This window comes from Candidatus Pseudothioglobus sp. Uisw_086 (assembly GCF_048085745.1).
In the GTDB taxonomy this organism is placed as follows: domain Bacteria; phylum Pseudomonadota; class Gammaproteobacteria; order PS1; family Pseudothioglobaceae; genus Pseudothioglobus.
The window spans coordinates 1,175,937-1,199,131 of the sequence record NZ_CP159803.1 but is presented as its reverse complement, the minus strand read 5'-3'; the positions used below and the strand labels follow the sequence as shown (position 1 = coordinate 1,199,131).

Below are 23,195 nucleotides of genomic sequence, written 5' to 3'. Positions count from 1 at the left end.
TACGACATCGATTTTTTATGAGTACATTATTAAATGGCAAACAATTTAAGAAATATAGCAATTATCGCTCACGTTGACCACGGAAAGACTACGTTAGTAGATAAATTACTTTCTCAATCGCAAACATTTGATGATCGTTTTAAGGCGACTGACAGGATGATGGATTCTAATGATCTTGAAAAAGAAAGAGGAATCACAATCAGCTCAAAAAATACAGCTATTAAATGGGGTGATTATAGAATTAATATTGTTGATACCCCGGGCCATGCTGACTTTGGAGGTGAGGTTGAAAGAGTGCTTTCAATGGTCGACAGCGTATTGCTTTTGGTTGATGCAAGTGATGGCCCAATGCCTCAAACTCGTTTTGTTACAAAGAAAGCTTTTGAGCAGGGGCTTAATCCAATTGTAGTGATTAACAAGATTGATCGTGATAGCTCTAGACCTGACTGGGTAATAGATCAGGTATTCGAGTTATTTGATCAGTTAGGTGCTACAGAAGAGCAATTAGATTTTCCAGTTATATATGCGTCAGCACTGGGCGGCTATGCATCTGAAGATGACACTGCTAGAGAGGGTGATATGACCCCAATGTTTGAATTAATTGTTGAAAAAGCACCAGCACCTAAGGTGGATATTGATGGTCCATTTCAAATGCAGATAACGTCATTAGACTACTCTTCATTTGTAGGAGCAATTGGAATTGGAAGAATTGAAAGAGGTGTTGCTAAGAAAAATATGCAGAACGTCTTAATTTCACCTGATGGAACTGAGCGTAAAGTTAAAATTGTTCAGCTATTAGGTTTTAATGGTCTAGAGAGGCATGATGTTAATTCAGCTAATGCTGGCGACATAGTTGGGGTAGTTGGTATTGAAAATATATCAATTTCAGATACGATTTGTGATGTAACTAAAGTTGAGGCATTACCTCCTTTAAGTGTTGATGAGCCTACAGTTAGTATGGCATTCAGAGTTAATGATTCTCCATTTGCAGGACTAGATGGAAAATATATTACATCCAGAAATATAAGAGAAAGGCTTGATAAAGAGCTTATTTATAATGTAGCTTTAAGAGTTGAAAATACTACAGATTCTTCTGAGTTTGTGGTTTCAGGTAGGGGTGAGTTACACCTTTCAATTTTGATTGAAACGATGCGAAGAGAGGGCTTTGAATTATCGGTAGGAAGGCCTCAAGTTATTCTTAGAGAAATTGACGGCGTTACCTGTGAACCTTTTGAAGATTTAACGGTAGATGTTGAATCTGTTCATCAGGGTTCGGTGATGGAAAAATTAGGCGAAAGAAAGGCGGAGCTATCCAATATGACTCCAGATGGAAAAGGGCGAGTAAAGCTTGATTTTATAATTCCAGCTAGAGGTTTAATTGGATTTCGAACTGAGTTTTTAACAGCGACGACTGGAACTGGCCTTATGTACTCAACATTTGACTCTTATAAGCCTCAAAAGGATGGAAAGATTGGTCAAAGAACGAATGGATCTTTAATTTCAATGAATCAAGGCAAATCTGTTGCTTATGCGATATTTAATTTGCAGAAAAGTGGTAAGTTTTTTGTGGGCCATGGAGAGGATATCTATGAAGGTATGGTCGTAGGAATTAATACAAGGGATAAAGATCTTGTAATTAATGTTATGAAAGGGAAACAGTTAACTAATGTAAGAGCATCAGGTACTGATGAGGCAGTTGCATTAACGCCAAAGATTACTTTAGATTTAGAGCAAGCACTGGAGTTTATCGATGATGACGAGTTAGTGGAAGTTACTCCTCATAACATCAGAATTCGTAAAAGACTGCTTACTGAAAACCTGAGAAAAAGGTCAAAGAGTTCATAAACTCTTCACTGTTTCTTCATGCTTCGCCTATATAATCATTCGATTTGAGCTATATTAAAAGTAAATTATGGATTCTTTTTTAAATTTTTTAGTTAGGCAAAAAAAGTTCGCCTTAGTTTTTTCCCTTGCCTTCATAGCAATTGGCACGCTAGCGGTTGTTGGAATGCAAAGAGATCAGTTTCCTGCAGTTGATTTTGAAATTCTTAGTGTTACTACTGCTTATCCTGGAGCATCTCCTGAAGACGTTGAAAAAGCAGTGACAAACGTGATCGAAAAAGAATTGTCAAGCGTTGGCGGTATTAAAGAGATATCTTCAACCTCTCGTGAAGGCCTCTCATCTATTATTGTTACATTAGAAGCAGACTTAAAGGATGTTCAGACAGTAAAAAATGATGTTCGAAATGCTGTAAATCAAGTCAAAAGTTTTCCTGAAGAGGTAACAGATCTTCCGCAGGTAGTTGATTTTAATGTTTCTGAATTCCCAATTATTACTATCAATATTGACGGCTCCTTGATAGATTATGACCAATCTAGACAAATTACTGACGATTTAGAAACAGCTCTTCTTAAAGTCAAAGGTGTCTCTGCGATTGATAAAAGTGGCTATCTAGATACTGAAATTCAAATTAAAGTTAACCCAGACAAGCTTGATAAATATAACATGTCAATTAATGAAGTTATCTCTGCAATTTCTTCTAGAAATGCTCGTTTTACGGTTGGAGATAATAATCAACAAGACTTAGAAAAAAATATTGTCATATTGTCTGAGTTTGAAAGTGTTGATGACATTAAAAATGTTGTTATTAAATCTAGCTTTGATGGTCCAGTTATAAGACTTATTGATATTGCTGAAGTTTTTAGAGGTGAAGAAGAAGAAAAATCTATAACTCGAGTAAATGGAACTAAAGGCTTTATTCTTGAGATCAAAAAAACTAGTCAAGCAGATATTATTAGAACTGCAAAAAGAGTTAAAGAGCGAGTATCAGAGCTGGAAGAATATTATCCAGATGAGATTAACATTTTTTTTACTGATGACTCTTCATTAGCAGTTGCTAATAGAATTGATATAATTCTTAAAAATGGCTATATTGGTCTTGCATTAGTTCTTGTCGTTTTAGGTGTCTTCCTTTCCATAAAAACTGCCTTTTGGGTTGCTGTTAGTATTCCTGTAACTTTGTTAGGAACAGTCGCCTTTATGGGGCTAACAGGCAACACAATAAACTTAATATCTCTTTCTGGTTTCATTATTGTGCTGGGAATTGTGGTGGATGATAGTATTGTTATTGCTGAAAGTATTCATCACTATAAGGCAAAGGGAGGAGATCTCTATAAAAATGTTGTTACAGGCTTAAAGCGGGTTATTCTGCCTGTTATAACGACCATAATATCGACCATGCTTGTGATGTCATCATTCTTTTTAATGTCCGGAACTTTAGGAAAGTTTATTTATGTGCTTCCCGTAGTTGTAATATTTGCTTTAGGAATTTCTTTTTTAGAGATTACCTTTGCGCTACCAGCTCACCTTGCAACTCAAAAAGTGGAAAAGCAAAAGACTTGGTTTATCCCATTTGAAAACCTCTATAACAGGATGATGCACCATGCTTTAAGATGGCGTTATTTAATTGTTCCACTATTTGTTGCTTTACTAATATATTCGGCAATTTTTGCTGTCAAAAATATTCCATTTAATTTATTTCCTTCAAGAGGTGCAACGGTAATCTTTTCAAACATTGAAACTCCTAATGGAAGCTCTGCTGCCTATACTGAAAATATTGTTATTCAGGTTGAAAATATAATTGCTAATGAGATAGGAGATGACCTTGACTCTTTCACAAGTAAGATTGGAAGTTATTTTACAAATATCGCAAACATTAAAATTACTCTTATTCCAACAAGTGATAGAGAAAGAACTGCAGAAGACATGGCAGATAAGCTTGAAGCACTTGTGGCAGATATTAAGGGTGCTGACAAAATTGATATAACCTTAATAGCCCCTGGACCTCCAAGAGGATCTGATATTGAGGTTACGCTTGTTTCTGAAAATGATTCTCAGAGAAATTTAGCTGCCAATAGATTCGAAGAAATTCTCAGCTCTATTGAAGGTGTTGATGATATAGACCGTAATGATGAGATTGGTAAACCTAGAATTGAAACAGTACTTGATTTTGATGAGATGGCTCGACTAGGTGTTGATTATCAGTCAGTTTATAGGCATTTAAGAACAGCATTTTCAGGCTCTTATGTGACCGATATTACTATTGCTGGAAACGAGGAGGATGTAAGAGTATATATAGGAGAAAATGATTACACTGAAAATTTCATTAAGAATACTTCTGTCAAAAATCGTCAAGGTAAGCTAATACCAATGAGCCAATTCTCTACGCTTCGTGAGATCGAGGGAGAGCCTGATTACAATCATTTTGATGGTGATAGGTCCATTAAGCTTTCAGCAAGTATTGATGAGCGGGTAACAAATAAAACCAAAACTTTGAAAACCTCTTTAGAGGAATTAAATCTTGCGATTGATTTTCCTCAAGTATCGATCATTACGGGAGGTGGAGCGCAAGAACAAATTGACTCATTACGAGATTTTCTTTACGCTTTTATTGTAGCAATTGTTGGTATTTTTCTTATCCTTGCTATACTATTTAACTCATACTCTCAACCCCTTCTTGTTTTAGCAAGCTTTCCATTTGCACTGATTGGGGTTGTTTGGGCATTTCATTTTCATGGTTATTCCCTAAGTTTCTTTGCTTTAACAGGCGCTCTAGGTTTAATGGGAGTTATTGTGAACGACTCTTTAGTTATGGTTAGCCACTTAAATTATATTAAGCATAAAAGTGCTAAACTAGAAGACAAAATTGTTTGGATTGCAAAAGGCTCAAGGGATCGTTTAAGAGCGGTTGTTTTGACTACTCTAACAACAATGGCAGGAGTATTGCCACTTGCGTATGGGATTGGCGGCAAAGATGAGTTTTTACAACCAATGGTTCTTGCACTCGGCTATGGACTAATGTTTGGAACACTTCTAACTTTAGTTCTTTTACCTTGCATGTATCTGATGAACTATGATTTTATTAATATGCTTGGTAGAGTTAAAACAAAGTTTTCTAGAAAGAAAGTAGCCGTCTAATTACTTGTTTTGAAGTGCTAAGCGAATAAGCTGCTCAGTAGAAAGGTTTTGGTCAGAAATTTTTGAAACCATTTTATTGGCTTCCTTCGTTTTAAAGCCTAGAGATTGAAGCGCCTCAATTGCTTGAATACTATTCGGATTTCCACTCTGTTTAAATTCATGGGCGCTACCACCAGGACTTCCAACTAGTTCAAGCTTACTCAGCCTATCTTGAAGCTCTACAATTAGTTTAAGGGCAGTTTTCTTTCCAATCCCTGGAGTTTTTGCTAAAAGCTCTGCATCTTCTTTTGAAATACATTCAATGAGAGCATTTACAGAAAGGTGTGACAAAATTGCAAGAGCAACTTTAGGGCCAACACCATTAACCCTTATTAACTCTCTAAAAATACTTTTTTCATCCTTAGTAATAAATCCAAATAACGTGTGTGCATCTTCTTTAATGCTTAAATGAGTGAATAATAATGTATCTTCTGAGGTTTTATCAAGCTGATAAAACGTCGACATAGGGCACAGTATTTCATAGCCAATACCACCAACTTCTAGAAGTACTTCGGGTGGATTCTTGCTAATAATTTTACCTTTTAGATGACCAATCATAACCAGGGGTGCTTTTTAAAGTGTTCTGTTTCAAATAAACGTATTTGATCTTCATATTGCAATGTTAAACCAATATCATCAAGCCCATTGATGAGTCTGCGTTTTCTTTCGGGGTCAACATTAAATTCAAAAGAATGAGTATCTGTCGTTACACTTTGGGCATGAAGATCGATGACTATGTTTCCGGTATATTCAAACAGACCATCCACAATTTCGCTACTTAAAACAACTGGAAGAATGCCATTTTTAAAGCAGTTGTTATAGAAAATATCAGCAAAGCTAGGTGCAATAATTGCTCTAAATCCAAAGTCTTCTAATGCCCATGGAGCATGCTCTCGAGAGGAGCCACAACCAAAGTTTCTTCTGGTCAGTAGAATTTGAGCTTTTGAATATTTAGGATTATTTAATACAAAGTCAGGATTGATTGGTCGTTTTGAATTATCCATCCCAGGCTCACCATGATCTAAATAACGCCATTCATCAAATAAGTTAGGGCCAAATCCACTTTTTTTAATAGACTTTAAGAACTGTTTTGGAATGATTGCGTCAGTATCAATATTTGCCCGATCTAAAGGGGTAGCAATAGAGCTTAAAGAGGTGAATTTTTTCATGTCTCTACCCCTGAAAAATGTCCTGCAATTGCACTCGCTGCAGCAATTGCTGGGCTTACAAGATGAGTAAAAGATCCCTGCCCTTGTCTGCCTTCAAAGTTCCTATTTGATGTGCTCGCGCACCTCTCTCCAACTTCTAATTTATCTGCATTCATTGCAAGGCACATTGAGCATCCTGGCTCTCTCCACTCAAAACCTGCATCTTTAAAAATTTTATCAAGTCCTTCATCTTCAGCTTGCTTTTTCACAAGTCCAGAGCCTGGAACTACAAGAGCAAGCTTTATGTTATGAGCAATTTTTTTACCTTTTGCAACAGAAGCTGCTATTCTTAAATCTTCAATTCTTGAGTTAGTGCAAGAGCCAATAAATACTTTATCTATTGCTACCGAACTCATTGAGGTATTAGGTTTTAAATGAATGTACTTTAAAGCATTTCGAATACTTTCAGCTTTAACTTCATCTTTCTCTAATTTTGGATCGGGTGTTGAGCCATTAATATCAACGACCATCTCTGGAGATGTCCCCCAAGTGACTTGAGGCTTAATAAGACTTGCATCAATTAAGATTGATTCATCAAAGTTCGAATCAGCCTCACTATGAAGGGTCTTCCAATATTTTACTGCTGTGTCCCAATTCTCACCTACTGGTGAAAAAGGCCTACCTTTAACATAGTTAATAGTTTTATCATCAACTGCTACAATACCAACCTTTGCCCCCGCCTCAATTGACATATTACAAAGCGTCATTCGACCTTCTATGCTCATATCTCGAATTGTTGAGCCACAAAATTCAATTGCAAATCCAGTTCCACCTGCCGTACCAATTTTTCCAATCACATACAATGCGACATCTTTAGCACTTACATCATTTGCTAATTGGCCTTTAACTTCAATCTTCATGTTTTTAGCTTTGTTTTGCCATAAGCAGCCAGTTGCAAGTACATGCTCAACTTCAGAAGTTCCAATTCCAAAGGCCAATGCTCCAAGAGCGCCATGAGTTGTTGTATGTGAATCGCCACAAACGATACTCATTCCAGGAAGTGTTGCCCCTTGTTCAGGCCCAATAACGTGAACAATCCCTTGGCGGATATCATTCATTTGAATTTCATTTATTTCAAATGTTTCACAGTTCTTATCTAGTGTTTCAACCTGAAGCCTTGAGATTGGATCGGTTATGCTACTAACCCCACTTGATCTTTCTGTAGTTGGAACGTTATGATCAGGAACCGCAAGGTTAGATTTGTTGCGCCAAATCTTTCTACCAGCTAAAGTAAGTCCTTCAAATGCTTGTGGAGAAGTGACTTCATGAATAAGCTGACGATCTATATAAATAAGCGACGCTCCATCCTGGTCATGGACCATATGAGCGCTCATTAATTTATCGTAGAGTGTTTGAGACATTTTTAGTTAGTAATACTTGATAAAATGACTATTTTACATTTCTAAGTTAGCCTCAATTATAGAAATATATAACAAGTGATTATATTTCTAGGTGACTCTGAGGTGTTAATTTTAAAGTTTAAGGGTTAAATTTATGTGCGGTATTTGTGGCCAATTACGATTTGATGGGGAGATTGTTTCTACAAAATCTCTAGATGATATGATGAGTAAACTTGCCAAAAGAGGGCCTGATTCAAAAGGAAAGTGGTTTGAAGGAAAGGTTGGGTTTGGGCATCAGCGCTTAAGTGTTATTGACTTGTCGAATTTAGGGTCTCAACCAATGGCAGATGATCTTCTTAAATTAACATTAGTATTTAACGGAACGATATACAACTATAAGGCACTTCGCGCTCAATTAATAACTAAAGGGTATGTCTTTTCTTCAAACTCTGATACAGAGGTAATAATAAAGGCATATCATTTTTGGGGGGAAGATTGCGTTAACCACCTTGATGGAATGTTTGCTTTTGCTATTTGGGACCAATCTTCTCAGAAACTTTTTGTTGCAAGAGATAGGATGGGCATTAAACCTCTATACTTTAATATCACTCTTAAAGCATTTACTTTTGCATCAAATTCACAGGCTTTACTTACTCAAGAGCTTGATAGAAGTATTAATCCTATTGCGTTGCATCAGCAGTTATCTCTTCATGGTGTTGTGCCAGCCCCAAATACAATTATTAATGGAATTCAAAAATTAAAGCCGGGTACTTTTTTTACGTTAAGTCCTAATGGTAAATTACGCGAAAAAACATATTGGCATCCAAGTGCAAAAAGGCTTGAGGAAAATATTTCAGATCAGGACTATATTGAAAGAACGCATGAGCTATTAACTGCAGCAGTTATGAAGAGGATGTCTGCATCTGACGTGCCAATAGGAGTTTTACTTTCGGGAGGATTAGACTCATCGCTTATTGTTGCTCTTTTAAAGGAAGCGGGCCATGAAGATATTCGCACTTTTTCAATAGGATTTGAAGACATCGATGATGAAGTTGGAAGTGAGTTTGAGTATTCAGATCAAATTGTCTCAAGATTTGAAACTCAGCATAAAAAGTATCAAGTGAGTAATAAAGAAGTACTTCCACGATTATCAGAAGCAGTTATGAATATGTCTGAGCCAATGGTTGGGCAAGATGCTGTAGCTTTTTATTTGCTCTCTGAGCAAGTTTCAAAGCATACTAAAGTTGTCTTATCTGGACAAGGGGCTGATGAAGCTTTCGCTGGGTATTTTTGGTATCCAAGAATGGCGAATGAACAAGGTAATGAAGTAGAGCGTTTTTCAAAGCATTATGTTGATAGGCCGCATGATGAATATTTACAAACAGTATCATCAATATATCAGGGTGAGAATCATACCCATAATTGGCTAAATAAGGAGTTTTTAAAGCCAGGTGCTGATTCTTTTATTGATAAAGTGTTTCGCACTGATATGACAAGATTAATTGTTGATGATCCTGTGAAACGAGTTGATAATATGACTATGGCATGGGGCCTTGAGGCTAGAGTGCCATTTATGGATACTGATCTAGTTGAATGGGCGCTAAGTCTTCCACCTTCATTAAAAATGAGGGATGAGGGAAAGTACCCTCTTAAACAGATTTCAAGAGGACTCCTGCCAGATTCTGTAATTGATCGAAAAAAAGGTTATTTTCCAATGCCGGCACTAAAGTATATTCAGGGTGATTTCTTGGAATTTATGTCTGATATACTTTTGTCGAGTGTATGTCGTAATAGAGGTATTTTTAATCAACAATATATTGATAAAGTGATTAATTCTCCTAAAGATTATATGACAGCTTTGAATGGATCAAGACTGTGGCATTTAGCTTTACTTGAGTATTGGCTTCAACTTAATGTAGATAACTAGACTATGGAAAAAATTGTAATTTATACAGATGGTGGTTGCCGGGGAAACCCTGGAATTGGTGGATGGGGCGCATGGTTGAGATACAAAGATCATGATAAGAAATTAAAAGGCTCAGAGTTAAATACTACAAATAATAAGATGGAACTAACAGCATCTATTAAAGCTCTTCAATCTCTCAAATCTAGTGAAATTACTGTTGATTTATATACTGATTCAAAGTACGTTATACAAGGCATAAATGATTGGATTGAAGGCTGGAGGGCAAAAGGATGGAAGACTGCTAATAAGAAGCCAGTTAAAAATGTTGAGCTTTGGAAACAATTAGATGACCTTAATCAAGAGTTTTCTGTGAATTGGCACTGGGTTAAAGGCCATAGTGACGACCCAGGTAATGACATGGCGGACCTGTTGGCAAATCAAGCCATGGATGAAATTACTTAGTTTTCTAGTAATTCAGGGTGCTCGAGATAATCTAATTCATTTTGACTAAAATTTGATAAAAGCCTTGCTTCAATATTAAATGGCCCTCGCAAGTTAGACCCTATGTGCTTTTTTATTAACAAGTCAAATGTCTTAATTGGGTCAAGATCTCGTTTATGACAAAGATATTGATACCAATAGTTTCCAATCTTTACATGGCCGATTTCATCTTTAAAAATAATATCTAAAATTTCAACCATCTTATGAAGGTTTGCATCTTTAAATTTTTTTCTGATCCTTGGTGTCACGTCTAAACCTCTAGCTTCTAGAACTCTAGGAACTAAAGCCATTCTCGATAAGACGTCATAATCTGTATCAACTGTCATTTGCCACAAACCATTGTGAGCGTCAAAATCACCATAACTATATCCAACGGACTCAAGGAAATCTTTGATAAGTAAGAAGTGGGTTGTCTCTTCATTGGCTACCCGAATCCAGTCTGCATAATACTGATGGGGCATTTCCTGAAATCTATAGATTGCGTCTAGTGCTAAATTTATGGAGTTAAATTCGATATGACAAATAGCATGAATATTTTTTATCATACCTAAATCAGAACGATCTCTTTTTGGAGCTCCTTTAAAGTCAACTAAGTTTGGTTTCAAAGGCCTTCCTGGAGAGGGGATTTTAATTACATTAATCTTAGATTTTTTGATATCTAATGGTATTTGATGTTTCTTTAAATCGCCAATTAGTAGAATTTTATTTTCAACATTATTGCATACGAGGGCTTCATAAGCGAGCTTAAAGAGTGACATAAGATCCTGAGGTTATATCTCCTAAGTGCCACTTATCAATTTTTGTTCTAATTAGCCTGAGGGTTGGGAAGCCTACGCTTGCTGTCATTCTTCTTATTTGACGATTTTTTCCCTCACTTATTGAAATTTCAATCCATGAAGTTGGAATATTTTTTCTTATTCTTATTGGAGGAGTTCTTACCCAAAGCCAGCTTGGCTCTTCAATTATTTTAACTCTTGCAGGCTTAGTGTTTCCATCCTTAAGTTGAACGCCTTTCTGCAGAGAACTAGCTACATCATCACTTATTTCTCCTTCAACTTGCACAACATATGTTTTAGTTTTATTGTATTTTGGATTGGATATTAAGTTTTGTAGCTTACCATCATCTGTAAGAATCACTAATCCTTCTGAGTCTTTATCAAGCCTACCAGCTGGATAGATATTCGGTATGTCAACGTAGTCTGATAATGTATTATTATCACCACTGAACTGGCAGATAACTCCAAATGGTTTATTCAAAGCAATAAGTTTAGCCATAAATATATTTTGCTCTTGCAACAAATGAATCTAATTGAGAATTGGCTATATTTTTAAAAACAGGCGACAAAGCCATATCAATTAGCATTGATTTAAATTTAAATTGAAGATCTAAATGAATTTTTGCGGCATTTTCACCAAGTGGTTCAAAGCGCCATTCACCTGAAAGCTCATCAAATGGACCATCAACTAGCTCCATCGCAATTGATTGATAGGGTGTCAAAGTGTTTAGTGTCGAAAACGTTTGTTTAATGCCGCCTTTATTAATCTCGACTGACGCAGTGATTTGGTCGTCAGATTGATTTAAAATAGAGGAGGAATCACACCAGTTTAAAAATTGAGAGTAGTCATCAATATTGTTAACTAACTCAAACATTTGTTGGGGTGTATATGGAACAATTGCGCTTTTTGAAATACGATGCATGGCAAAAAATAAAAAAGATAATTCAAATACTATTGCTTTAAATAAAAAAGCAAGGCATGACTATTTTATCGAACAAAGCCTTGAAGCAGGTTTAAGTTTGCTTGGCTGGGAAGTTAAAAGCCTTAGAGATAGCAAAGTTCAAATTACTGAAAGCTATGTGATTTACAAAAATAATGAGCTATTCCTTTTTGGTGCTCATATATCTCCACTAAATTCAGCCTCCAGCCACGTCGAATGTGATCCAACAAGAACTCGAAAATTACTTTTAAACAGACTTGAAATTAACAGGCTTCGTGAAAAAATTACTCAGAAAGGCGCCACAGTTGTTCCTTTAAAACTTTATTGGGCAAGAGGTAGAGTCAAGTTAGAAATTGGCGTAGCTAAAGGAAAAAAAGGCCATGATAAGCGTCAGGATATTAAAGAAAGAGATTGGAAAATGGATAAAGCAAGAGCACTAAAAGAAGGGAATCGCTAGAACAAAATATTTTTTTTACATTATTTTTCAAATAACTTTATTTTGATAGTACAATAACCTCTAGATACAGCGTTGGAGGCAGATGGTTTCTTTTGATTCTTTCCTCCTGAAAAAGGTTTAAAGTTACCTCTTTCGCTTTGTCTTTTTTTATAACAAACTTTTATTGGAGAGAATTAAAATGAATAAATCAGAATTAATTGATGCAATTGCTTCAGGTGCTAATTTATCTAAAGCTGATGCTGCAAGAGCGCTAAACGCAACAACTGGTGCTATTACTTCAGCAATGGCAAGTGGTGATGGAGTCCAACTTACTGGCTTTGGTAGCTTTGTAGTTAGAGCCCGTGCTGCTCGCAGTGGTCGTAATCCACAAACAGGTGCTACGATTCAAATTAAAGCTTCAAATGTAGCTGCATTTAAAGCTGGTAAGGCATTGAAAGACGCATGTAACTAATATTTAATTTAGTTATCAAAAAAAGGCGCCCTTGGGCGCCTTTTTTTTTGAAAAAAATTATGAAAAAATTGTATTTTAAAGTTGGATATATCCTTATTGGGCTGATTTTATTTATCGCTCTAGTTTATATGGGTATTGGTTACTTTATATATTCAACACTTGCAAAAGCTGACCCTGGTTGTTCTGAGGATTGTGAAAATACACCTAGTAGTTATCAAGATAATTCAAAAGAAAGTGATTTTCCATTTGAAAAATATATTGTTGATTATTGGGAGTCTCATCAATATTCTGCTGGTGATGAAGATATCCAAATCGACGCATGGTGGATTCCTATTGACAGGAATGGGGCAGGTGAGGCCCCTGTTATTATCCTAGTGCATGGCTTAAGGTCAAGTAAGTATGACTCTGATATATTATTAGTTGCAGCTATATTAAATCAAGCTGGCTTCAATACACTTTTGTTTGATCAGCGAGATCATGGCATGTCTACTATTGAGGATGGAAAAATTAGCATTGGTACTAAGGAGTACCGTGATGTTATTGCAAGTGTAGATTGGCTAGTAAATACTCAGTCGATTAACCCTAAAAGTATTGGAATCTATGGGTTATCGATGGGTGCGGGTACTGCTGCAATTGCTTTTGGATTAGATGACAGAATTCAAGCTGCTATTTTAGATTCTGGATTCTCTGATCTTTACACTATAGTTGAAGAGGAGCTTCAAAGAGAGGGATATCCACCATGGCTTGCTAAGGGAGCTATTTGGTCAGCATTTATAATTGGTAATGAAACATTACTTGAACCTTCGCCAAAGCTTGCCTTTAAAAATCATGGTGACCGTCCAATATTTGCAATACATGGAACCTCTGATACAAGAGTTTTGCCTCATAATACGTCTGATATGGGAAGTCTTGCTTCAGAATATGGAGCAAACTTAACAATCTGGTTGGCTGAAAATGCTATACATTCTGGAGTTAAATTTATGTACTTGGAAGACTTTTCTAATAGAGTAGTAGAATTTTTTGGAAGTAATCTTGAGGGCATACTCAAAGATAATAAAGAGTAATTTTTAATATTATAAATCTAATAACTTAGATTAGTAATATGTATTTTTGAATCCAATTGGTTGATATACTATTTTAAAGACTTTTAATTAATACCCTAAGATGACTAAATTTACTCCCTTCTGGTGGGACGGTCAGCCACAATTCGAAAATACTGAAGCACTTCCATTAGAGGCAGATATTGTCATTATTGGCGCTGGTTATACAGGATTAAGCGCAGCTTTAACATTGTCAAAATTTGGCAAAAATGTTATTGTTCTAGATTCAGAGATGATTGGATTTGGAGCAAGTACTAGGAATGGTGGAATGCTAGGTTCTGGTCATAAGGTTTCAACAGAACAGGCAAAGAAAAAATATGGCGAAGTTATTGCAGCGGAAATTCATAAAGAAGCTAATGCTTCACTAGCATTTACATCTAACTTGATTGAAGAAAATAATATTGATTGTGAGTTTAATGTTTGTGGAAGATTAAGAACTTCATGGCTTCCTAAAGACCAAGTCAGTATGTCAGATAACTTACAAAAATTAAAAGCTATCGATGACTTTAATTCTAAAATGATTGGTCCTGATATGATGTCTAAATCAATAAAAACAGAGTTATATTTTGGAGGTCAGTTTTATCAAGATCATGGCTCAGTCCAGCCGCGTAAATTTCATTATGGCTTATTAAAGCTTGCTTTGGAAGAGGGTGCAAAAGTTTTTGGTAGCAAGCTTGTAGTTAAAGTTAATGAATTAAAACAAAATGGATTTGATGTTTTAACTTCAAATTCAAAAATTCACTGTAAGCAAGTTCTTATGGCTACCAATGGATACACAAGGCCAAGTCTTTCTAAGTATTTAGCAAGGCGCGTATTACCGGTACCAAGTTTTGTAATAACAACAGTGGATATTGGTAAAGATAAAGTTCAGACTCTTTTACCTGGCGGCCATTGTATGGTAGAAACGCGTAAGCGCTATTGCTACTATAGGCCAACTCCTTGTGGAACAAGAATAATGCTAGGAACGCGTGCAGCTATGCATTCGATTTCTGCTGAAGAGGCATTACCAACTCTGCGTAAAATGCTTATAGAAATTTTTCCTTCTTTAGAAGGTGTTGAAATTAGTCATTGTTGGACTGGATTTACAGGCTTTACTTTCAGTCAATTACCAAATCTTAGTGTTAATAAAGGGGTTTATTCTGCGCTAGGTTACTGTGGAAATGGAGTTGCAATGGCGCCATACTTGGGTCATATGGCTGCATTGAAAATGTTAAATCCTGATCAAAAAGTAACTGTTTTTGAAAAAACACCTCTGCAAACCAGACCTTACTATTATGGAAAGCCGTGGTTTCTTCCAATTGCGAGCGCTTATTTTAGGGCTTTTGATTTATTAGATTACTATCGTCGAACAAAATTAATTAAGAAAATTTAACCTAATAAAGAAGTTTTTTTAATTGATAAGCATATCTTCTTTTTTTATCTCTGAGCATAAGAAATATACAACTGCATGGTAAAATACCGGCTTTTTAATTAACTGGGAATTGTTCATGGAACAAACTTTATCAATAATTAAGCCAGATGCTGTGGCTAAAAACGTAATTGGTCAAATTTACTCTCGTTTTGAAGATGCTGGTTTTAAAATTGTTGCATCAAAAATGATTCACTTAGATGAAGCAATGGCAGGTGGATTTTATGCTGTTCATCAAGAGAGACCTTTTTATAAAGATCTTGTAAGCTTTATGACATCTGGGCCAGTTATGGTTCAGGTTCTTGAAGGCGAGAATGCAGTTGCAAAGCATCGTGAAATTATGGGTGCGACTAATCCAAAAGAAGCAGATGCTGGGACTATTAGAGCAGATTTTGCAGAGTCTTTAGACGAAAACGCTGTCCACGGTTCAGACTCTCAAGAAAATGCCGCAATCGAAATTGCATATTTTTTTGGCGATGATGGTGTTTGTCCAAGAACTAGATAAATAACTTAAAAAGAGACTTAGTAATGTTAGAAAAACAAAACTTGTTAGGACTTACTCAAGTTAAGCTTAAGAAGTTTTTTTCTGATTTAAACGAAAAACCATTTCGTACAAAACAAATTATGCAGTGGATCTACCACCAAGGTGCTTCAGACTTTGGTGATATGCATAACTTCTCAAAAGACCTAAGACAAAAACTTCAGGCAATTGCTTCAATTGAGTTGCCTGAAGTAACCTCCATCAATAACTCAAAAGATGGGGTTATTAAGTGGGTAATCAAGTTGGGTGAAGAAAATCATATTGAAACAGTTTATATACCTCAAAAAGATAGAGGAACGCTTTGTATATCTTCTCAAGTTGGCTGTTCATTGGCTTGTACTTTTTGCTCGACAGGCTATCAAGGATTTAATCGTAACCTTCAAAACCATGAAATTATTGCACAGGTATTAATTGCTCAAAACCATTTAAAGGACAAAAATAAGAGAATTTCTAATGTAGTTTTTATGGGAATGGGCGAGCCATTACTTAATGAATCCCCTGTTTATGATGCATGTGACATCCTTTTGGATGACTGGGCATTTGGACTTTCTAGGAGGCGGGTTACTGTTTCTTCATCAGGGATTGTTCCCGCGTTAAAGAGAATGTCAGACACAGTTCCAGTAAGTTTGGCCATCTCCTTGCACGCTCCTAATGATGAATTAAGAGATATACTTGTCCCAATTAATAAAAAATATCCTATTAAAGAGCTAATGAAGGCTTGTCATTACTACTTGAATGCAGGAACTCAAGAGCGACATGTAATGTTCGAGTACGTTATGCTTAAGGGTGTTAATGATTCTATTGAGCAAGCTCAGGAGCTCTCAAAACTAATAAATTTTTGGTTTCAGGGTGAGTCAGCTAAGGTCAACCTAATACCTTTCAACCCTTTCCCTGAAACGAAATATACAACCTCAAATGACATTGCTATTGATAAATTTCAAGATATTTTGTATCGATCAGGAATTCGAACTACTACGAGAAGAACGCGAGGTGATGATGTTGATGCAGCATGTGGCCAACTAGCTGGAAAAGTTTTAGATAAGAGTAGAAGAAGTGCTGGACGGGATTAATTATTATCCTAAAAAGAAAAAACCTTTAAAGAGGAGGCTGCTTTGGCTTTCTTTGTTTTTTTTAATTTTTGGTGCTATATGGTATTATTTTCAGGGAGAAGATAAAACTGAAAGTAAATCAATTTCCATCATAATTAGTCAGCCAAGTCTTGATGATGTGAGTGAGAATATAGTGGTTGAAAATAGTAATAATTTAAGTTCTCCAAAAGAAATTAAGGAAGTAACTGAAAATCTTGATGAAGTAATAAGCACTTATGAAGCAAGCACACAAAATTAAAAGAAGGGTTTCTAAGAAAATTTTTGTCGGCAATGTTGCCATTGGCGGAGATGCTCCAATTACTGTTCAGAGTATGACTAATACTGATACATGTGATGTCGACTCAACAGTTTCACAAATCTTATCTCTTGAAAAAGCTGGAGCTGATCTTGTTAGAGTTTCAATTCCGACTATGGACGCAGCTGAAGCGTTTAAAAAAATAAAGACACGTGTTAATATCCCTCTAATTACTGATATTCATTTTGATTATAAAATTGCTTTAAAAGTTGCAGGATATGGTGCGGACTGTTTACGAATTAATCCTGGGAATATTGGTAAAGAGGATCGAATAAGGGAGGTTGTTGCTGCTGCAAAAGATAATGGGATTCCAATTCGTATTGGTGTTAATGCTGGATCCCTTGAAAAAGATTTACAAAAAAAATACACTGAGCCGACTCCAGAGGCGATGGTTGAATCTGCATTTAGACATATTGATATTTTAGATAGACTGAACTTTGATAACTTTAAGGTTTCACTTAAAGCTTCTGAGGTTTTTATGACTGTATTTGCTTATCGTCAATTAGCTTCTCAAATTGATAATCCGCTGCACCTAGGTATTACAGAAGCTGGATCTTTTCGCTCTGGAACTGTTAAATCTTCAATTGGAATGGGCTTACTTTTAAGTGAAGGTATTGGCGATACTATTAGAGTCTCTCTTGCATCAGATCCTGTGGATGAGATAAAAGTTGGCTTTGATATTTTAAAGTCACTTCATTTAAGAAAGAAGGGCGTTAATTTGATTGCATGCCCATCATGCTCAAGACAAAAATTTGACGTAATCTCGGTTGTTAATGAACTTGAAGCTCGATTAGAAGATATAACTGAGCCAATTGATGTTGCTGTAATTGGTTGCGTTGTTAATGGACCAGGTGAGGCGAAGGAGGTCAGTGTTGGCCTTACTGGTGGCTCTCCGAATCTACTATATATAGACGGAAAAACTCACAGCAAGGTTGAGAATGAATCACTAGTTGACACTTTAGAGGCCAGCATTAGAAGGCGCATACCTATTTCAAACGTTTAACTCTTTTTAGTGCTTTGTACCTATAAATTGAAATAATTGAAAAATACCCTAGTATTGATGCCACAATTGAGGTGATTATCCCTCCAACCCATAATGCTAGTGTCGCCGACCAAAAGTTATCCATCAAATAGCCAAATGAAAATTCAAACCCAGGATCAATTTCAACTCCAATAATAGATGCGCCTAATTTATAAGTAAAGTAGAAAATTGGTACAATAGTAATTGGGTTATTTACCCAAACAACTAGTAATGAAAGCAAAATATTCGCAGAAAAAGCAACCGCAAGGATTCCAGCTAGTAGCATATGAACTGGTACTGGAAGAAAAGCACAAAAAAGACCAACAGCAAATCCTTTAGCTATAGACCTCTTATTCCATTTCCATAGCTCCGGATCAGTTAGGTGTTTATTAAGCCATCCTAAATTAACATTTTCACGTTTTGGACTATATTTTTTTAGCGTTGCTTTCATTAATTTTTTGCCACATTAATGATGTTTTCTTCGTGCAATCCATAAAGCAAATAAAGCTCGTCTTGAGAGCCATGTTCGGTCACCAAATCTGGAACGCCAAGAATGTGTAGTTGCGTTTTAATACTTCTTGACTGAAGCAATTCATTAATAGCACTTCCAGCGCCACCGCTTGCAGTGTTATCTTCAATTGAGATAAGTTTTTTATAACTCTTGGCAGTATCAATAATTAAATTTTCATCTAGCGGCTTAACAAAACGCATGTCAATAACTGTTGCATTAATCTTTTCAGATGCGCTAAGGGCAGGTTCAAGCATATTACCAAATGCAAAAATAGCAATATCTTTACCAGTCCTGACGATTTTTCCTTTTCCAATTTCTAGTGATTGATCTGTTACAAACTCTTCAATAGCTGATTTACCTCTTGGAAACCTTACACATACTGGCCCATCAAACTCAAGAGAAAAATTAAGGGCCTTGTACATTTCAATTGAGGAGCTTGGCGCCATAATAACAATATTTGGAATACATCTCAAAAAGCTTAAGTCAAAAATACCGGCATGTGTTGCGCCATCGGCCCCAACAAGTCCAGCACGATCAATAGCAAAAATAACATTTAAATTTTGTAATGCGATATCATGAATAAATTGGTCATAACCACGCTGTAAGAATGTTGAATAGATTGCCACAACTGGCTTTAATCCTTTGGTTGCAATTCCTCCAGCAAGCGTGACAGCATGTTGCTCTGCAATTGCAACATCAATAAAGCGTTCAGGAAAGTTTTTTTCAAAATTAACCATGCCTGATCCTTCAGACATTGCTGGAGTTATTCCAATTATTCTTTCATCATTCTGGGCGTTGTTACACAACCATTCTCCAAAAACTTTGCTGTAGCTTGGAAAGTTGTTAGATGAACTTGATGGTGGAGAAATTCCATGAAACTTTAATGGATTTTGCTCAGCAGCTTCAAGGCCATGACCTTTTTTAGTAATGATGTGGAGAATTCGAGGATTTTCGATATTTTTTAAATTTTGTAAAGCTTTAATTAATACGGCAATATCATGACCATCAATTGGTCCAAAATACTCTATTCCAAGCTCTTCAAATAACGTTCCTGGAAGAAACATTCCTTTTAGATGCTCCTCTGAGCGTTTAGCAAATTTTTGGACACGCGGTAATCTTTCTAAGAACTCAAGAGACTTTGACTTCATAGTTGAGTATATTTTTCCAGAAATAAGCCTAGTAAGATATTTACTCAAAGCCCCAACATTCTGAGAAATCGACATGTCATTGTCATTAAGAATGATTAGCAGATTGGCATCAGTATCACCTGCATGATTCATGGCCTCAAATGACATGCCCCCACTTAATGCTCCGTCTCCAATAACTGCTATTGAAGTGTCAGATTTTTGTTGTAATTTGTTAGCAATTGCAATACCAAGGGCTGCACTTATTGAGGTCGATGAATGACCAGCTCCAAAAGCATCATGTTCACTTTCACTTCTTTTCGTAAAGCCAGATAAGCCATCTTTTTGACGCAGAGTTGACATCAAATCTCTTCTGCCAGTTAGTATCTTGTGAGTATATGCTTGATGACCAACATCCCAAACAAAGGTATCGTTAGGAGTGTCAAACACATAATGCATTGCAAGGGTTAATTCAATAGTTCCAAGATTTGAGCTTAGATGCCCACCAGTTTGTTCAATACTCTCTATTAAGAATAATTTAATCTCCAAAGCGAGATCGTTTAATTCTTCAATGTTTAGTTTTTTGATGTCGCTTGGCTTATGAATATTATTTAGCATTATTGAGTTAAACTGATTTATCGATGCTCATCGAGCAAAAGAAAAATATTATACACTTGTCAGTATTAAGAATAGTGGAGCCCTAATGTAGTTTTAATCTTTATTTAAAAGGTTAAATAATAAAAAAACAATACAACTGACTAGTAAAATTAACACACTACTTTTTCATTTGTGAAATATGCTCACTATTTGCGCTTTATATAAGTTTACTCGTCTAGATGATTTTGAAGAAATTCAAGGCCCTCTTAAAATATTTTTAGAATCACTCAATATTAGAGGTACTTTATTGTTAGCTAAAGAGGGAGTCAATGGAACGATTGCTGGTGATAATGACAGCATTATGAAATCCCTTGATTACCTTCAAAAAGATGAGAGATTAGTTGGCTTGGAGTATAAATTTTCTTATAGCGAGAAGCCTCCATTTAAAAGACTTAAGGTTAAGTTAAAAAAAGAAATAGTGACGCTAGGTGTGTCAGATATTGATCCTATATTTTCTTCTGGTACTTATGTTAAGCCAGCTGATTGGAATGAGCTTGTTAATGACCCTAACGTTGTTTTAATTGATACTCGAAATAATTATGAATTTGAAATAGGAAGTTTTAAGGGCTCTATTAATCCAAATACGGAGACTTTTCGTGAGTTCCCAGCCTATACTAAAAATAATTTAGAAAAATATCGAGGCAAAAAAATTGCCATGTTTTGTACTGGTGGTATACGCTGTGAAAAATCTACTGCCTATTTAAAATCAAAAGGCTTTGAAAATGTTTTTCATCTTCAGGGTGGAATTTTAAAATATCTTGAAGAAGTTAAAGAAGATGAAAGTTTATGGGAAGGCGAGTGCTTTGTTTTTGATGATAGGGTCGCTGTTAAGCATAATCTTGAGCTTGGAAAATATGATCAGTGCCATGCCTGTAGATTTCCAATTACTGATGAAGATAAAGAGCATCCTCATTATGAAAAAGGAGCCTCCTGTCCAAGGTGTTATGGAACAAAAAACTCGTCACAAGTTAGTCGCTATCGTGAAAGAGAAAAACAGGTGCAGCTTGCAAAGAGTCGTGGAGAGTCACACATAGGTGATGATGCTAGCAAAGTAATAGCAAAAAATAATAAATACAATTAAATTAATGCTTATATTAGCATTACATCGATTTTTTATAGTTCTATATAATTACCACTTCTAAGTAGGGTTGACAAATGTTTGAGCGCAAAGACATTGCTAAATTAAAAAAAGATATAGTTCTTGATGTAGAGCTATTTGATTCAAATCTAAAACTGCACACTCGATGGGGTACTTTTAGCCCTCGAGCCCTAGATGATGGTACTAAACTTTTGATGAAGCACTTTAGTGCTGATATTGATGATGTTTGTTTAGATTTAGGGTGTGGTTATGGCCCTATTGGCCTAGCGCTGGCAAAACACTGCACTAATGGTGAAGTCCATATGGTTGATAAAGACTTTGTTGCAGTGGATCTTGCAAACTTCAATGCAAACCTTAATAACATTGTTAATGCAAAAGCGTACCTTTCAGATGCTTTTTTGCAAATCCCTAACGATATCAAATTTAATCAAATTGTTTCAAATATTCCTGCTAAAGTTGGACGTGAGCAACTCTCAATAATTCTTTATGATGCTCTGGACGCTCTAAAACCAGGTGGCGTAATTACTGTCGTTACAATCAATGGGCTTAAGGATTTTATAAAAAATAACTTTAAATCGGTTTTTGGTAATTATAAAAAAATTAAGCAAGGACAAAAGTATGTAATCTCACAGGCAATTAAGCAATAATTGTTTTTACAAATCTTTGTAGTCTTGTAAATACTATACTAAAATAGTAAAAAACATTGGGAGTATTAAATTGGACGTATTAGAAAAAATTCAAAAACAAGTTGATAGTGCAGCGATAGTTATCTACATGAAAGGAACGCCTCAGTTTCCTCAGTGTGGTTTCTCAGCTCGCGCATCTCAAACATTAGCTTCAACGGGCGTTGAGTTTGCATTTGTTAACATCTTTGAAGACCAAGAGGTTTTTCAAAGCCTTCCTGATTTTGCTGACTGGCCAACATTTCCCCAAATCTATTTCAATTCTGAATTAGTTGGTGGTGGTGATATTATTCTTGAAATGGCAGAGCAAGATACATTGAAAGAGGCTATGGAAGAGGCTGTAGAAAAGTACAACGGCTAAAAAAATAATTAGCTATAAGGCTCTTAACCTGTAGCCATTTTCTTTAAGCCATTGCTTAGCTTCTTTATAGTTAGGCATAATTTCTTCAACTGCGCTCCAAAAATTTGCTGAATGGTTTTTATGAATGGTGTGGACTAATTCATGAATAATGACATAGTCAATTACTTTTAATGGCGCCATAATTAGAAGAAAATTTAGGTTGATATTGTTTCTGGAAGAGCAAGATCCCCAGAGCGTTCTCTGCTCTTTAATCCTCACTTGATTGACCTGTAAATTATGTTTTTCGGCAAAATAAAATAGTCGAGGAACTGCAACTTCTTTAAACTTATTTTTGTACCAAGTTTTTAAAGATTTATTGGTTTTTTCCTTATTTTGCAGATCAGCTAAAAATTCTTTGCCATTAAAAGAAATCTTTTTAGCGTTATTATCAGTTTTTAATGGAAAAAGTGTTCCAAGATATAAAAGCATATTTTTATCTTTTCCAGCTTCTTCAACGCGAGCCTTTACTACTGACTGATTTCTTGTAATCCAATTCTCTTTTTCATTAATAAAATTTTGAATTTTTTGATCTGATATTCGATTTGGTGCGCGCACTATCAATTCAGCATTTTCATTAATTGAAATGCTTAAAGTTTTTCTGCTGCTTCTAATAACTTGGTCAGGCAGCATAGAGGTAATTATTTTCATGT

Annotated in this window: 24 protein-coding genes; 15 read left to right on the top strand and 9 right to left on the bottom strand. The window is 35.7% G+C overall.

Annotated elements, in window-relative coordinates; translation table 11 throughout:
- Nucleotides 1–33: 33 nt before the first annotated feature.
- Together typA and ABXT49_RS06015 are read left to right on the top strand one after the other, a co-directional pair.
- Nucleotides 34–1,845 (top strand): translational GTPase TypA, encoded by a 1,812-nt coding sequence (gene typA, locus ABXT49_RS06020; protein ID WP_416651197.1) that lies wholly within the window; start codon nt 34–36, stop codon nt 1,843–1,845.
- 67 nt (nt 1,846–1,912) lie between these two features.
- Nucleotides 1,913–4,978, top strand: a complete 3,066-nt coding sequence (locus tag ABXT49_RS06015) for an efflux RND transporter permease subunit (protein WP_416651196.1) — start codon at nt 1,913–1,915, stop codon at nt 4,976–4,978.
- Here ABXT49_RS06015 and ruvA read toward each other — a convergent pair whose 3' ends face one another.
- The 3 genes from ruvA to leuC are packed head-to-tail and all read right to left on the bottom strand — an operon-like array spanning nt 4,979 to nt 7,586.
- Complete coding sequence (gene ruvA, locus ABXT49_RS06010) at nt 4,979–5,575, bottom strand: Holliday junction branch migration protein RuvA (RefSeq protein ID WP_416651195.1); 597 nt, start codon at nt 5,573–5,575, stop codon at nt 4,979–4,981. It abuts the gene before it with no gap.
- Entirely contained in the window at nt 5,572–6,186 is a 615-nt protein-coding gene (gene leuD / locus ABXT49_RS06005; protein WP_416651194.1) for a 3-isopropylmalate dehydratase small subunit, read from the bottom strand. Before leuD ends, ruvA begins: the two co-directional genes overlap by 4 nt.
- The gene (leuC, locus tag ABXT49_RS06000; RefSeq protein ID WP_416651193.1) at nt 6,183–7,586 is read right to left on the bottom strand and encodes a 3-isopropylmalate dehydratase large subunit; all 1,404 of its coding nucleotides are present in this window, start codon (nt 7,584–7,586) and stop codon (nt 6,183–6,185) included. Before leuC ends, leuD begins: the two co-directional genes overlap by 4 nt.
- A 133-nt stretch (nt 7,587–7,719) precedes the next feature.
- Here leuC and ABXT49_RS05995 point away from each other — a divergent pair, with 133 nt between their 5' ends.
- On the top strand, nt 7,720–9,492 hold the full coding sequence (locus ABXT49_RS05995) for an N-acetylglutaminylglutamine amidotransferase (protein WP_416651192.1): 1,773 nt from the start codon (nt 7,720–7,722) through the stop codon (nt 9,490–9,492).
- 3 nt (nt 9,493–9,495) lie between these two features.
- A complete protein-coding gene (rnhA, locus tag ABXT49_RS05990) occupies nt 9,496–9,933 on the top strand; it encodes a ribonuclease HI (RefSeq protein ID WP_416651191.1) in 438 nt (145 codons plus the stop codon).
- On the opposite strand, the gene ABXT49_RS05985 is transcribed toward rnhA, so the two are convergent.
- From ABXT49_RS05985 to ABXT49_RS05975, 3 genes are read right to left on the bottom strand one after another with little or no spacing between them, the layout of a single operon-like run.
- Nucleotides 9,930–10,730, bottom strand: coding sequence for a ferritin-like domain-containing protein (locus tag ABXT49_RS05985; protein WP_416651190.1), 801 nt, complete (start codon nt 10,728–10,730; stop codon nt 9,930–9,932). The genes rnhA and ABXT49_RS05985 overlap by 4 nt on opposite strands.
- A complete protein-coding gene (locus ABXT49_RS05980) occupies nt 10,717–11,247 on the bottom strand; it encodes a pseudouridine synthase (RefSeq protein WP_416651189.1) in 531 nt (176 codons plus the stop codon). The genes ABXT49_RS05985 and ABXT49_RS05980 overlap by 14 nt, the downstream gene beginning before the upstream one ends.
- A complete protein-coding gene (locus ABXT49_RS05975; RefSeq protein WP_416651188.1) occupies nt 11,240–11,671 on the bottom strand; it encodes a type II toxin-antitoxin system RatA family toxin in 432 nt (143 codons plus the stop codon). The genes ABXT49_RS05980 and ABXT49_RS05975 overlap by 8 nt, the downstream gene beginning before the upstream one ends.
- On the opposite strand from ABXT49_RS05975, the gene smpB reads away from it, so the two are divergent.
- The 8 genes from smpB (at nt 11,670) to ispG (ending at nt 18,053) form a co-directional block, all read left to right on the top strand.
- Nucleotides 11,670–12,146, top strand: coding sequence for an SsrA-binding protein SmpB (smpB, locus tag ABXT49_RS05970; protein ID WP_271540940.1), 477 nt, complete (start codon nt 11,670–11,672; stop codon nt 12,144–12,146). The genes ABXT49_RS05975 and smpB overlap by 2 nt on opposite strands.
- A gap of 178 nt (nt 12,147–12,324) precedes the next feature.
- Entirely contained in the window at nt 12,325–12,597 is a 273-nt protein-coding gene (locus ABXT49_RS05965) for an HU family DNA-binding protein (RefSeq protein ID WP_271540941.1), read from the top strand.
- A 59-nt stretch (nt 12,598–12,656) separates the two neighbouring features.
- Complete coding sequence (locus tag ABXT49_RS05960; protein ID WP_416651187.1) at nt 12,657–13,661, top strand: alpha/beta hydrolase; 1,005 nt, start codon at nt 12,657–12,659, stop codon at nt 13,659–13,661.
- A 100-nt stretch (nt 13,662–13,761) separates the two neighbouring features.
- Nucleotides 13,762–15,069 carry an NAD(P)/FAD-dependent oxidoreductase gene (locus tag ABXT49_RS05955; protein ID WP_416651186.1) on the top strand — a complete coding sequence of 436 codons (1,308 nt, stop codon included), beginning with the start codon at nt 13,762–13,764 and terminating at the stop codon, nt 15,067–15,069.
- A gap of 115 nt (nt 15,070–15,184) precedes the next feature.
- Nucleotides 15,185–15,610, top strand: coding sequence for a nucleoside-diphosphate kinase (gene ndk, locus ABXT49_RS05950; protein WP_416651185.1), 426 nt, complete (start codon nt 15,185–15,187; stop codon nt 15,608–15,610).
- Between the two features lie 23 nt (nt 15,611–15,633).
- The gene (gene rlmN, locus ABXT49_RS05945) at nt 15,634–16,716 is read left to right on the top strand and encodes a 23S rRNA (adenine(2503)-C(2))-methyltransferase RlmN (protein ID WP_416651184.1); all 1,083 of its coding nucleotides are present in this window, start codon (nt 15,634–15,636) and stop codon (nt 16,714–16,716) included.
- Nucleotides 16,700–16,993: a hypothetical protein gene (locus ABXT49_RS05940; RefSeq protein WP_416651182.1), complete on the top strand. Its 294-nt coding sequence runs from the start codon at nt 16,700–16,702 to the stop codon at nt 16,991–16,993. The genes rlmN and ABXT49_RS05940 overlap by 17 nt, the downstream gene beginning before the upstream one ends.
- Complete coding sequence (gene ispG, locus ABXT49_RS05935) at nt 16,971–18,053, top strand: flavodoxin-dependent (E)-4-hydroxy-3-methylbut-2-enyl-diphosphate synthase (protein ID WP_271556465.1); 1,083 nt, start codon at nt 16,971–16,973, stop codon at nt 18,051–18,053. Before ABXT49_RS05940 ends, ispG begins: the two co-directional genes overlap by 23 nt.
- Here the strand turns inward: ispG and ABXT49_RS05930 are convergent.
- Both ABXT49_RS05930 and dxs read right to left on the bottom strand, forming a co-directional pair.
- Nucleotides 18,037–18,522 carry a DUF2062 domain-containing protein gene (locus ABXT49_RS05930; RefSeq protein ID WP_271556463.1) on the bottom strand — a complete coding sequence of 162 codons (486 nt, stop codon included), beginning with the start codon at nt 18,520–18,522 and terminating at the stop codon, nt 18,037–18,039. The genes ispG and ABXT49_RS05930 overlap by 17 nt on opposite strands.
- On the bottom strand, nt 18,522–20,324 hold the full coding sequence (dxs, locus tag ABXT49_RS05925; RefSeq protein WP_416651180.1) for a 1-deoxy-D-xylulose-5-phosphate synthase: 1,803 nt from the start codon (nt 20,322–20,324) through the stop codon (nt 18,522–18,524). Before dxs ends, ABXT49_RS05930 begins: the two co-directional genes overlap by 1 nt.
- Before the next feature lie 178 nt (nt 20,325–20,502).
- Here dxs and ABXT49_RS05920 point away from each other — a divergent pair, with 178 nt between their 5' ends.
- The 3 genes from ABXT49_RS05920 to grxD all read left to right on the top strand — a co-directional run bounded on the left by ABXT49_RS05920 (nt 20,503) and on the right by grxD (nt 22,506).
- The gene (locus tag ABXT49_RS05920; RefSeq protein WP_271556459.1) at nt 20,503–21,444 is read left to right on the top strand and encodes a rhodanese-related sulfurtransferase; all 942 of its coding nucleotides are present in this window, start codon (nt 20,503–20,505) and stop codon (nt 21,442–21,444) included.
- 74 nt (nt 21,445–21,518) lie between these two features.
- Nucleotides 21,519–22,109 (top strand): class I SAM-dependent methyltransferase, encoded by a 591-nt coding sequence (locus ABXT49_RS05915; protein WP_416651178.1) that lies wholly within the window; start codon nt 21,519–21,521, stop codon nt 22,107–22,109.
- 70 nt (nt 22,110–22,179) lie between these two features.
- Nucleotides 22,180–22,506, top strand: coding sequence for a Grx4 family monothiol glutaredoxin (gene grxD, locus ABXT49_RS05910; protein ID WP_271540954.1), 327 nt, complete (start codon nt 22,180–22,182; stop codon nt 22,504–22,506).
- Between the two features lie 12 nt (nt 22,507–22,518).
- On the opposite strand, the gene ABXT49_RS05905 is transcribed toward grxD, so the two are convergent.
- A complete protein-coding gene (locus ABXT49_RS05905; RefSeq protein ID WP_416651176.1) occupies nt 22,519–23,193 on the bottom strand; it encodes a M48 family metallopeptidase in 675 nt (224 codons plus the stop codon).
- Nucleotides 23,194–23,195: the final 2 nt, after the last annotated feature.

Excerpts from the sequence above, each read along its gene's own strand:
- typA (WP_416651197.1), top strand. The coding sequence starts at position 34 with ATGGCAAACAATTTAAGAAATATAGCAATTATCGCTCACGTTGACCAC.
- ABXT49_RS06015 (WP_416651196.1), top strand. The coding sequence starts at position 1,913 with ATGGATTCTTTTTTAAATTTTTTAGTTAGGCAAAAAAAGTTCGCCTTA.
- ruvA (WP_416651195.1), bottom strand. The coding sequence starts at position 5,575 with ATGATTGGTCATCTAAAAGGTAAAATTATTAGCAAGAATCCACCCGAA.
- leuD (WP_416651194.1), bottom strand. The coding sequence starts at position 6,186 with ATGAAAAAATTCACCTCTTTAAGCTCTATTGCTACCCCTTTAGATCGG.
- leuC (WP_416651193.1), bottom strand. The coding sequence starts at position 7,586 with ATGTCTCAAACACTCTACGATAAATTAATGAGCGCTCATATGGTCCAT.
- ABXT49_RS05995 (WP_416651192.1), top strand. The coding sequence starts at position 7,720 with ATGTGCGGTATTTGTGGCCAATTACGATTTGATGGGGAGATTGTTTCT.
- rnhA (WP_416651191.1), top strand. The coding sequence starts at position 9,496 with ATGGAAAAAATTGTAATTTATACAGATGGTGGTTGCCGGGGAAACCCT.
- ABXT49_RS05985 (WP_416651190.1), bottom strand. The coding sequence starts at position 10,730 with ATGTCACTCTTTAAGCTCGCTTATGAAGCCCTCGTATGCAATAATGTT.
- ABXT49_RS05980 (WP_416651189.1), bottom strand. The coding sequence starts at position 11,247 with ATGGCTAAACTTATTGCTTTGAATAAACCATTTGGAGTTATCTGCCAG.
- smpB (WP_271540940.1), top strand. The coding sequence starts at position 11,670 with ATGGCAAAAAATAAAAAAGATAATTCAAATACTATTGCTTTAAATAAA.
- ABXT49_RS05975 (WP_416651188.1), bottom strand. The coding sequence starts at position 11,671 with ATGCATCGTATTTCAAAAAGCGCAATTGTTCCATATACACCCCAACAA.
- ABXT49_RS05965 (WP_271540941.1), top strand. The coding sequence starts at position 12,325 with ATGAATAAATCAGAATTAATTGATGCAATTGCTTCAGGTGCTAATTTA.
- ABXT49_RS05960 (WP_416651187.1), top strand. The coding sequence starts at position 12,657 with ATGAAAAAATTGTATTTTAAAGTTGGATATATCCTTATTGGGCTGATT.
- ABXT49_RS05955 (WP_416651186.1), top strand. The coding sequence starts at position 13,762 with ATGACTAAATTTACTCCCTTCTGGTGGGACGGTCAGCCACAATTCGAA.
- ndk (WP_416651185.1), top strand. The coding sequence starts at position 15,185 with ATGGAACAAACTTTATCAATAATTAAGCCAGATGCTGTGGCTAAAAAC.
- rlmN (WP_416651184.1), top strand. The coding sequence starts at position 15,634 with ATGTTAGAAAAACAAAACTTGTTAGGACTTACTCAAGTTAAGCTTAAG.
- ispG (WP_271556465.1), top strand. The coding sequence starts at position 16,971 with ATGAAGCAAGCACACAAAATTAAAAGAAGGGTTTCTAAGAAAATTTTT.
- ABXT49_RS05930 (WP_271556463.1), bottom strand. The coding sequence starts at position 18,522 with ATGAAAGCAACGCTAAAAAAATATAGTCCAAAACGTGAAAATGTTAAT.
- dxs (WP_416651180.1), bottom strand. The coding sequence starts at position 20,324 with ATGCTAAATAATATTCATAAGCCAAGCGACATCAAAAAACTAAACATT.
- ABXT49_RS05920 (WP_271556459.1), top strand. The coding sequence starts at position 20,503 with ATGCTCACTATTTGCGCTTTATATAAGTTTACTCGTCTAGATGATTTT.
- ABXT49_RS05915 (WP_416651178.1), top strand. The coding sequence starts at position 21,519 with ATGTTTGAGCGCAAAGACATTGCTAAATTAAAAAAAGATATAGTTCTT.
- ABXT49_RS05905 (WP_416651176.1), bottom strand. The coding sequence starts at position 23,193 with ATGAAAATAATTACCTCTATGCTGCCTGACCAAGTTATTAGAAGCAGC.